Source organism: Nitrospirota bacterium (assembly GCA_016214845.1).
GTDB lineage: Bacteria > Nitrospirota > Thermodesulfovibrionia > UBA6902 > UBA6902 > SURF-23.
On sequence record JACRMS010000011.1, the window covers coordinates 33,945 to 44,041 of the forward strand.

The window sequence follows — 10,097 nt, forward strand, 5'->3', positions numbered from 1 at the left end:
CAGAATGATCTTCACGGAAACAAAATTAAAGGGTGCCTTTATCATTGAGCCGGAAAGGTTAAATGATGAACGTGGTTTTTTCGCAAGGACCTGGTGCAGGCGGGAATTTGAGGCACAGGGTTTAACCCCCGATCTTGTGCAGTGCAGTGTATCTTTCAACAATAAAAAATGGACCTTGAGAGGTATGCATTATCAGGCTGTGCCGCGCGGAGAGGCCAGGCTGATAAGATGCACCCACGGCGCTGTTTGTGATGTAATCATTGACCTCCGGCAAGAGTCTGAGACATATAAGAAATGGTTTTCCGTAGATCTGACAGCCGCAAACAGGAAAATGCTTTATGTCCCTAAAGGTTTTGCCCACGGCTTTCTCACACTTGAAGACGACAGCGAAGTTTTATATCAGATGTCGGAATATTACTGTCCCGAATCTGCAAGGGGAGTGAGATGGGATGACCCGGCGTTTTCCATCCAGTGGCCCTTTGATGTGAGGGTAATATCGGACAGGGACCGGGCTTATCCGGATTTTTGTTCTTTAGCTTTAATATGCTGATCAACCCGGACGCAACAGCGCATGAAATGAAGGAGCTTATATACAGGCTGTATCCCGTTTGCCGGAGTATCACCGGTGACGGCTTCAGGGAAACGCTCAGAATTCTTCGGGAGTACATCCCCGTCGAAGTCCATGAGGTCCCCACAGGCACAGAGGTGTTTGACTGGACAGTGCCAAAAGAATGGAACATAAAAGACGCGTACGTCAAGAATTCAAAGGGCGAGAGGATAATTGATTTCCGGGAATCCAATCTGCATGTCATGGGTTACAGTGTGCCGGTATGTTCGAAGATGCCGCTGTCTGAATTAAGGCAGCACCTGCACACTTTGCCGGAACATCCTGAATGGATACCTTACAGGACTTCGTACTACAAAGAGGACTGGGGCTTTTGCATGAGTCACAGAAAATTCCAGGAGCTTCAGGAAGACACCTATGAAGTTCTCATTGACTCCACACTTGAGGAAGGTCATCTGACTTACGGAGAATGTTATATCAAGGGACAGACATCAAAGGAGGTCCTGCTGTCATGCCATTCATGTCATCCCTCTCTATGCAACGACAACCTGTCCGGGGTGGCGCTTACAACAGTGTTGGGCAAACACCTGAGCGCGCTTTTCTTGCGTTACTCTTATCGCCTCCTTTTCATCCCCGGCACAATCGGCTCCATTACATGGCTGTCAAGAAACGAGCAGCGCATACCAAATATCAGACACGGACTGGTTGTCACATGCGCAGGTGATCCCGGCAAAGTCACGTACAAAAGAAGCCGCACCGGCAATGCTGAAATAGATAAAGCCGCAGAACATGTGCTTAAGCACTCAGGAGACCCTTACGAGATAATGGACTTCACTCCTTATGGTTATGATGAAAGACAGTACTGCTCTCCGGGCTTCAGCCTTCCTGTCGGCTGCCTGCAGAGGACGCCGCACGGTCAATATCCTGAATACCACACGTCGGCTGATAATTGTGATTTTGTGCGTCCAGTATATCTGGCGGACACACTTTCAAAATATCTGTCGGTGCTCAGCATTCTTGAAGACAACCGGATGTACCTTAATACCAATCCAAAGTGCGAACCGCAACTGGGCAAGAGAGGACTTTATTCTGCAACAGGCGGACAAAATCATAACGCTGTTGATCAGATGGCGATGTTGTGGACGCTGAACCTTTCAGACGGGCGGCATACGCTTCTGGATATCGCGGAGAGGTCGGGAATGGAATTCGATATAATCAGAAACGCATCGCTTGCCCTTCTGAAAAATAATCTGCTTAAAGAAATCTGATCAGTGACGAGTAACGCGTAACGGGAGCAGAAAGGATTTTTGAATATGAACCATTATTTACAAAACGGAAATAATCACCGTAAGGTCATAGGGCTGATACCGGCGGGTGGAAAGGCATCGAGGCTTTCCCGTCTGCCGTGCAGCAAGGAATTATTGCCGGTCGGTTTTTTGAACAATGAACAGAATAACGGCCCGCAGTTGAAAGTGATCAGCCACTATCTTCTGGAGAGAATGCGCCTGGCAAATATTACAAGGGCATATATTGTCCTGCGTGAAGGCAAATGGGACATTCCAGCGTATTTCGGCAACGGGAAAATAGTAGACATGCACCTCTCATATCTGATGATGGATTCGCAGACCGGGATACCTTATACCCTGGACCAGGCGTTCCATTTTGTAGAAGACGCTATAATAGCGCTGGGTTTCCCCGACTCGATCTTTCACCCGGACCACGCCTTTGAAAAATTGCTTATCAAACAGTCTGAATCCAAAGCCGACATAGTGCTGGGGCTGTTTCCCGCGCCCAAGCCGCACAAGACCGATATGGTTGACATGGATGACAGCGGACGGATACGTTCAATCCAGATAAAGCCGGACCATACTTATCTGGTATACGCGTGGGAGATCGCCGTCTGGACGCCCGCCTTCACACGTTACATGCACGAGTATCTTTTGACCAGGCAGGGAAACAACAATCACCAGGACCATGAGAAAGAATTGTATATCAGTGATGTGATCCAGTCCGCGATGTTAGACGACATGAAGGTGGATTCCGTGCTTTTTGAGGACGGCTCCTGTCTTGATATCGGAACTCCCGAAGATCTGTTCAGCGCTGTCAGGATAACAAGCGAAATGCCGGAAGGGTTTTTAAAGCAATGAGGAAATTTTCAGGACGGCAATGTATCTTGCTGATAGAACAGTTACCATGAGAATATTAAATGTAATACAGCACGATAGAGGTGCTTACGGCGCGGTTTTTGACCGTCATCTTGCCTTAAGAAAGGCCGGCATTGATTCAACAGTTCTCTGCAAGAGTGAAAAAAATAATTCATCTGAGATTATTAAATTGAATGTAAGGCCTAATTTAATGGAAAGAACATTTTTTTACTCGCTTAAGAAGAGTGCAGATTTCTTCGGGTTGAGCCATGTTCCCAACCCGATTACCTCCGGATTTGCCAGGGCCATAAAGAAATTGGAGTTCGATATCCTTCATGTGTGTACCGCGCGCGGAACTGCTTCCTATCTTGCGTTCCCGGAATTAACAAGCAGGAAGGCGGCTATTTTTACAGTTTCAAGTATGTGGAGTTTTACCGGGCATTGCTTTCACAGCCTTGATTGCGACCGGTGGAGAACCGGATGCGGAAAATGTCCCCGGTTATCTATTAATCCTCCGGTAAGAAGAGACGCCACACGCATAGAATGGATGCTCAAAGACCGGGCATACAGCCATTCGAATCTGACTATTATCACTACAAGTAACTGGCTGACTGAGCAGGTCAAGAAAAGTATGCTCAACCGTTTCCCCATACATCAAATCCCCCACGGCATAGATACGGATATCTATCACCCACTTGATCCGGGACAATGCCGTCTTGAGCTTGGGATCCCGCCAGGCAAAAAAGTCCTCATGTTTGCATCTGACAGGATGGACGATTTCCTGAAAGGCGGAGATCTGCTTTTGGAGGCTTTAGCAGGCCTGCCGGAATCTTTAAAATCTGAAACCGTGCTGTTGCTTATGGGCAATGGAGGCAGGAATATCTCCAATGATATCGGCATGCAGACAGTTGATCTCGGATATGTAAGCGATCATAACCGTAAAGCGCTCTGTTATTCCGCTGCGGACCTCTTTCTTTTTCCAACCAGGGCTGAAACCTTTGGTCTGGTATCAATCGAAAGCCAGGCTTGCGGCACCCCGGTGGTGTCCTTCCGTGTCGGAGGAGTTACCGACCATGTGCGGCCCGGCATCACCGGATATTTGGCCGAGCCCGAAAATGCTGAAGATTTCAGGAGCGGCATTATTCAACTCCTTGAACACGAAGAGCAACGAGAAAAAATGGGCCGGCAGTGCCGTTCAATTGCCGTGGAAGAATATAACATAAATCTCTGGGCCCAACGCTTTATTGAAGTGTGCAATTCAATTTATTTGAAAGAGGACCGGAGAAACTAAAGTTGACCATATGATCATCCTATGAATAAGGAACAATTGAAGAAAAATATAAAAAAGATCCCGGGAATCACAAGGGTCCACAGGACAGTCGCAGATGCTGCTTCAGCATTGAGGAAGGAAGAGCCGGGAGACTATCTTTTCAGGGAAAAAATACTGTCATGGATATCAGAGCCGTCCCTGAAGCGCCAACTGCCGCCTCTTTATCGCCTGTTTGTACCATTCTTTGTTTTTACGGGTTTCAGTAATGATAAAGAGAACAGTAAGTTTAGAAGAACAGCCTTCAGCCTGGTATCACGCCTTGCGCAGTTTTTCCGCTTGAGTGACTCAATGCAATTAGACCTGCCTGAGTATAAAGTTTGTATCAACCTGCTGGACCCACGCTGCTTCAAGGTCATAAGCGAGCTGCTTAATAATACTGCTCTCCTGAGCAATTTTTTGTCAGCAGGCGATACATTCATTGATGTGGGGGCCAATCATGGCAGCTACTCTATCCTTGCCAGTAAGTTAATTGGGGCAAATGGCCTGGTCATATCAATTGAACCTCAACCGCGATTAGCTGAATTGCTGGAGACGTCCCTTTCCTTAAATCAATACAGCAGGTACGAGGTGCATCAGATCGCCTGCGGTGACAGGAATGACTCGGTCGAATTTTACATTCCAAATTTCAATTCAGGTGAAGCCGGGATTTTTTCATCTTTATCAGCAAGGCATAAGCATCAGACAGTCAGGGTCCTTCTGAAGCGTTTTGATGAAGCATTCGACTGGCGCAGTTATCCGGGCAGGATTTTTCTTAAATTGGACATCGAGGGAAGCGAGTACGCTTTTTTGAATGGAGCCAGGGAAATGATCAGCGCCCGGAAACCCGTGATCCGGATAGAAATTAACCCGGCTTCTTTGCACAGCGCCGAGGTGACAGTCACGGCCTTCAAGAAGCTTTTATTTGAGCTTGGCTACCGGCATTTCTTCTATATTGATAATCTTTCGGAGCGCAGGTTGATTGAAGATTTAGATGCCACGCGGGAACGGGACATTGTTGCCATTCCGGCACAAGCATGACAAATGAGGTTGTTGTGGATTTGGCAATCAGGCAGATCATAAATCATCTAAGAGGCAGGCATAAAAAATCGGCTGCTGCTCCTGAAAGAAAACAGGAATGGTCCATAGGAATTTACAAAGGAGACTCACCTGTTTCAATCAAACCGGTGGCTGATGTGCGCAATCCTGTGCTGTCACGAGCTCATGTATCAGACGCAAGGGCAAGATACATTGCCGATCCGTTTATGGTCCACTCGTCCGGCAGATGGTTCATGTTTTTCGAAGTATTAAACGGGGAAACCGGCCGGGGTGAGATAGGGTTGGCCACAAGCGCAAACGGGCTGGACTGGAAGTATGAGAAAATCATTCTGGCTGAGCCTTTTCACATGTCTTATCCGTATGTGTTTGAATGGCAAAAGGAATATTACATGATCCCCGAGGCCTGGAGAAGCGGGGGAGTGAAGCTGTACAAGGCCCGCAATTTTCCTGACGACTGGTCATGTATCGGCAATATGCTCTGCGGAGAGCGCTTTGCGGACAGCTCCATTGTCAGGCATAACGGTAAATGGTGGCTGTTTACGGACGCAGGGGCCAGCTACAAATCACCTTCACTGCGACTGTACCATTCGGAAGATCTTATGGGAACGTGGGTTGAACATCCGCTAAGTCCGGTGCAATCCAGTCCGCACACTGCCAGACCAGGCGGCAGAATAGTATGTGCCGGCGGACAGCTTATGCGCTTTGCTCAGGATGTTTTTCCGGTATATGGCAGTCAGGTGCATGTCTTTGAGATTCAGGAGCTGTCTCCCGCTGCATACAAGGAAAAACAGGTTACAGCGGGGCCCTTGTTGTCGGCTGGCAGTGACATCTGGAACAGCGGAGGGATGCATCATGTGGACCCTCATCGATTGGCTGACGGGACCTGGCTGGCGTGCGTAGACGGATTTTTATGGCGTGAGCAGAAGTGACAAGGGATATGGATTGAATTGTTGTAAAGAATGAGGAGTGGAAAGATAATGGTCAAGTCATTTGAAAGAAAACCGGAAACAGGTACTTCAAACATAGATAGCGGGAGCGCTGCAGTAACTATTATCAAACCTGAATCCGGCTGGGGAATGCGCGACTTCAGGGAGCTGAAAGAATACCGGGACCTGTTCTTTTCCCTTGCATGGCGCAGTATTAAAGTATTATATGCCCAAACCGTGCTGGGTCTGTCCTGGGCAATTTTGAGGCCTCTTATTCAGATCGTTATTTTCAGCATTATTTTCGGGAGAGTTGCCAAATTGCCTACGGAAGGCGTGCCTTATTTTCTTTTTTCGAGTGTTGCAATTGTCCCCTGGACCTATATATCTCAGTCGATATCAGAATCCAGTGAAAGCCTGGTTGCCGGGCAGGGTATGCTGGGAAAGGTATACTTCCCCAGGTTGATATTCCCGCTTACGCCTGTACTTTCCAGGCTGGTTGATTTCGGGATATCCATGATAATTATTTGTTTCACTATGCTTTACTATCATGTTCCCCCCACATGGAACCTGCTTTTATTCCCGTTGTTTGTTTTGTTGATGGCGTCTATTCCCGCCGGCATCGGTCTGTGGTTGTCCTCTCTTGCCATCCGCTTCCGTGACGTAAGACACGCAATGCCGTTTGTGATTCAAATGTTGATCTACACCGCGCCCATAGTATATTCCGCATCATCGATTCCTGAAAAATACCGCCTGATATATTCACTGAATCCTATTGTGGGAGTAACGGAAGGGTTCCGGTCATGTTTGTTAGGCACATCCATTCCCTGGCTGTATATTCTGCCTGGAACAATTACTTCTTTTATTCTTGTTGTCAGCGGGGTCTGGTATTTTAAGCGGATGGAAAGAATCATTGTTGACGTGATTTAATGAGAAAATCTTCTAAAGGAATGAAATGAACAGTGGAGAAACAGTAATCAGAGCAGAAAATTTAAGCAAGTGCTACCGCATTGGTCTGAATGAAAACGTTAATGACAGTCTTGCCAGAAATGTATTTGATTTTATAAAAAGCCCTGTCAAGAACTATCGCAGGCATCGCTCTCTTTACAACTTTGACGATGTAAAATTGAATCCCGCCGGTAATAGTCCGGCGGATATTATCTGGGCGCTGCGGGATGTCTCCTTTGAGGTGAAGCAGGGTGAGATAGTCGGCATCATCGGAATGAATGGCGCCGGGAAATCAACCCTTCTGAAAATTCTTTCCCGGATCACAAATCCGACAAGCGGACACGCTGAAATTCGCGGAAGGATTTCAAGTCTTTTGGAGGTGGGGACCGGGTTCCATCCCGAACTGACAGGCAGGGAGAATGTATATCTTAACGGCACCGTCCTGGGCATGAGAAAAAAAGAAATAGACCGTAAATTTGATGAGATTGTGGACTTCTCGGGAGTGGAAACGTTTATAGACACGCCTGTCAAGCGTTATTCCAGCGGAATGAAGGTCCGTCTTGCCTTCGCGGTTGCAGCGCATCTGGAGCCTGAGATATTGCTTGTGGACGAGGTGCTCGCCGTAGGAGATGTTCAATTCCAGAAAAAGTGCTTAAGTAAAATGGAGAGCGTAAGCCGGCATGGAAGAACGATCCTCTTTGTGACTCACTACATGCAGGTCGTTACCCGCTTATGTCCCCGTACTATCTTATTGAATGGAGGCGCTGTTAAGGCGGACGGCCCGTCTCATAATATAGTAAGCATATATATGGATTCTGAAAAAGGCACCAGGCCGGAACGTGTATGGCCTGTTTTGACTGATGCGCCGGGTGATGATACTGTGAGATTGCGCGCGGTCCGGGTACGGACAGAAGACGGCCGGATCATGGACGTTTTGAATATAGACAAACCGTTGGTTGTTGAGATGGAGTATGAAGTTCTCCGTCCCGGCTATTCACTCTGCGCATATATCAGGGTCATTAATGAAAATGGAATAACTGTCTTCGAATCTTACGAAAATGATCCGGTATGGAAGGGCGTCCCCCGTCCGTCCGGACGATATGTGAGCGCTGCCAGGGTCCCGGGGGATTTGCTGGCAGAGGGAATGTTTTATGTTGCGCCGGCCTTAAGGTCCGTAAATCCTCCGATGCGCAGGTTCCGGGTTGACGACGCTATCGCGTTCAGGGCCGTCAACCCTCTGCACAGTGATTCATCTATTGAAGACTATATGGGCGGGCAGGATGGAGTAGTAAGACCGCATTTGGACTGGGAAACTCAAATTAACCCCATCGGAAGCAAGATACAGTTGAATAGATAGCATGAGCATTAAGAATGTGTAATAACTTTACATTTCACGATATATCCGCAAAAAAGAAAATAGCAAAATGATCCTGCCGAATTTTTTGATCATAGGAGCCCAAAGGTCCGGGACAACTGCACTGTACCATTTTTTAAAACGTCATCCCCAGATATTTATGCCTGGAATAAAGGAACCCAAGTTTTTTTTATTTGATGACAGGATGCCGGACTTTAATGATACACACGACCGGGAGGCAGCGGTAGCCAGGTATAAAACAATGTTCAGCAGATCAGTTACCAACTTTGCGGATTACGCGGCATTGTTTCAACAGGTAAAGAACGAAAAGGCTGTCGGAGAAGCGTCTCCGCATTATCTTTATAGCCCGGAGGCCCCTCTGCGCATATCCAAATTAATACCGGAGGTAAAGCTTATAGCTGTTCTCCGTGATCCGGTTGACAGGGCGTATTCGAACTATTTTTTAGATATTGCAGAGTTTGGCGGGGAAATGCTGATAAGTGATTTCGTCCTTGCAATTAATGAAGAGAATATCGATACGGAGGATATTTGGTCAGGCAGCCGTCATTACGCGCGTAAAGGGTTCTACTATACGCAGTTAATGCGGTATCTGAAAATTTTCAGCAGGGAAAGGGTAAAAGTATATCTGTATGAAGAGTTAAAGGATGACCCTGTCGCTGTGGTGAAAGACATTTTTAAATTTTTGGATGTAGACGATACATTCGTTCCTGATAATATTTTTAATAAATATACCGAAGCTATCAATAACAGTGAAAGCAGTCCGCGTTGTTTGATCAAAAGCATATTGAAATATTTTCCCCCGAACAGGCTGACCCGTTCATTTGATTCCAAAGATAACAAGCCTGTCAGGCAGCCAATTCCACCGGAGGTACGAAAATACCTTGTCCAGATATACAGGAAGGATATTTTGGGCCTTCAGGACCTTATCCAGAGAGACCTTTCAAAGTGGCTTGCTGTATAAGACAGGCCGCAAAAGGAACAGCTTTATGAAAATAGCCCTCATACAACTGAATATCGAGTGGGAATCGAAAACATCAAACAACAACAGCGCCGGGCTATTTATCGAAAAAGCCGCTTATGAGGGATGCGATACAGTTGTCTTCCCCGAAATGTTCAATACCGGCTTTTCCATGAATATGTCTTCAATTGCTGAAGATGCGAACGGGGAAACATCTTCGATATTGTCAAAGCTGGCAAAGCAGTACAATGTCAATGTCATAGCGGGATTTCCGGTAAAGTCACATTACGACAATAAAGCCGAAAATATTGCAGTCGTCTATGACCGCAGCGGAGCCCTCATCGCAAGATATTCAAAATTGCATCCGTTCTCCTTTGCGGGAGAGGAGCAGTATTATTTTGCCGGTAACAGCGCCGTCACCTTCAATATAGAGGGAATGCCGTCAAGCATTTTTATCTGTTACGACCTGAGATTTCCTGAAGTCTTCAGGATTGTGGCCAGGGAAGTGCAAGCGGTATTTGTAATCGCTAACTGGCCTGCTTCACGAAAAGACCACTGGGAAACGCTCCTGAAAGCCAGGGCGATTGAAAATCAATGTTATGTGGTAGGGGTCAACAGGACAGGGACCGATGGCAACGGCATCCGGTATCCGGGGGACTCGCATATTTTCGGCCCATCCGGAGAGAAGATATGCTCGGGGGGGGAAGAAGAATTTCTCACTGGCGAAATTGATCCCGGCCAAGTCATGAAAACGCGTCTGAGGTTTCCGTTTTTAAGTGATATGCGTCCGGTCAATCCGGTTGTTTTGTCTTAATCATA

The 10,097-nt window shown here is 47.1% G+C and carries 10 protein-coding genes; all 10 read left to right on the forward strand.

Going from position 1 to position 10,097, the window contains the following annotated elements; translation table 11 throughout:
- The first annotated feature begins 4 nt into the window (after window positions 1–4).
- Complete coding sequence (rfbC, locus tag HZB61_02985; GenBank protein ID MBI5055567.1) at window positions 5–550, forward strand: dTDP-4-dehydrorhamnose 3,5-epimerase; 546 nt, start codon at window positions 5–7, stop codon at window positions 548–550.
- On the forward strand, window positions 544–1,833 hold the full coding sequence (locus tag HZB61_02990) for a DUF4910 domain-containing protein (protein ID MBI5055568.1): 1,290 nt from the start codon (window positions 544–546) through the stop codon (window positions 1,831–1,833). Before rfbC ends, HZB61_02990 begins: the two co-directional genes overlap by 7 nt.
- A gap of 45 nt (window positions 1,834–1,878) precedes the next feature.
- Window positions 1,879–2,712: a dTDP-glucose pyrophosphorylase gene (locus HZB61_02995; protein ID MBI5055569.1), complete on the forward strand. Its 834-nt coding sequence runs from the start codon at window positions 1,879–1,881 to the stop codon at window positions 2,710–2,712.
- A 46-nt stretch (window positions 2,713–2,758) separates the two neighbouring features.
- Complete coding sequence (locus HZB61_03000) at window positions 2,759–4,000, forward strand: glycosyltransferase (GenBank protein MBI5055570.1); 1,242 nt, start codon at window positions 2,759–2,761, stop codon at window positions 3,998–4,000.
- A gap of 21 nt (window positions 4,001–4,021) precedes the next feature.
- Entirely contained in the window at window positions 4,022–5,056 is a 1,035-nt protein-coding gene (locus HZB61_03005) for an FkbM family methyltransferase (GenBank protein ID MBI5055571.1), read from the forward strand.
- Complete coding sequence (locus tag HZB61_03010; GenBank protein MBI5055572.1) at window positions 5,053–6,003, forward strand: hypothetical protein; 951 nt, start codon at window positions 5,053–5,055, stop codon at window positions 6,001–6,003. Before HZB61_03005 ends, HZB61_03010 begins: the two co-directional genes overlap by 4 nt.
- A gap of 48 nt (window positions 6,004–6,051) precedes the next feature.
- On the forward strand, window positions 6,052–6,927 hold the full coding sequence (locus tag HZB61_03015; protein MBI5055573.1) for an ABC transporter permease: 876 nt from the start codon (window positions 6,052–6,054) through the stop codon (window positions 6,925–6,927).
- Between the two features lie 25 nt (window positions 6,928–6,952).
- Window positions 6,953–8,302, forward strand: a complete 1,350-nt coding sequence (locus HZB61_03020) for an ABC transporter ATP-binding protein (protein MBI5055574.1) — start codon at window positions 6,953–6,955, stop codon at window positions 8,300–8,302.
- A 73-nt stretch (window positions 8,303–8,375) separates the two neighbouring features.
- Window positions 8,376–9,281: a sulfotransferase gene (locus tag HZB61_03025; protein ID MBI5055575.1), complete on the forward strand. Its 906-nt coding sequence runs from the start codon at window positions 8,376–8,378 to the stop codon at window positions 9,279–9,281.
- 25 nt (window positions 9,282–9,306) lie between these two features.
- Window positions 9,307–10,092 (forward strand): carbon-nitrogen family hydrolase, encoded by a 786-nt coding sequence (locus HZB61_03030; protein MBI5055576.1) that lies wholly within the window; start codon window positions 9,307–9,309, stop codon window positions 10,090–10,092.
- The last annotated feature ends 5 nt before the right edge of the window (window positions 10,093–10,097 follow it).